The organism is Psychrobacter sp. TB55-MNA-CIBAN-0194 (genome assembly GCF_040309505.1).
Classification (GTDB): domain Bacteria; phylum Pseudomonadota; class Gammaproteobacteria; order Pseudomonadales; family Moraxellaceae; genus Psychrobacter; species Psychrobacter fozii.
On the sequence record NZ_JBEOOW010000098.1, the window covers coordinates 1 to 316 of the forward strand.

Annotated in this window: 1 pseudogene; it reads left to right on the forward strand. The window is 42.4% G+C overall.

Annotated elements, in window-relative coordinates:
- A pseudogene (locus AAEY75_RS14410) lies at positions 1-316 on the forward strand (PrpF domain-containing protein); the annotation flags it as partial.

The window sequence follows — 316 nt, forward strand, 5'->3', positions numbered from 1 at the left end:
TGGTAGCTCTAGCACCTCAAAGACCGTAATCTTATCTTAGTCTTCTAACTCAGACCACGATGTCAATTATCTGTTTGGACAGGTCAATATCGCCAAACCAATGATTGATTGGGCAGGTAACTGTGGTAATTTAACCGCTGCGGTTGGCGCTTGTGCCATCAATATGGGACTGCTTGATGCTGCTAAAATTAAAAATAGTGTCAGTAATAATACGAGCACTGGCATTTGTGAAGTACGTATCTGGCAAGAAAATATCGGTAAAACCATTATCGCTCACGTGCCTGTTTACGTAGATGCGCAAAGCAAGGTACAAGTG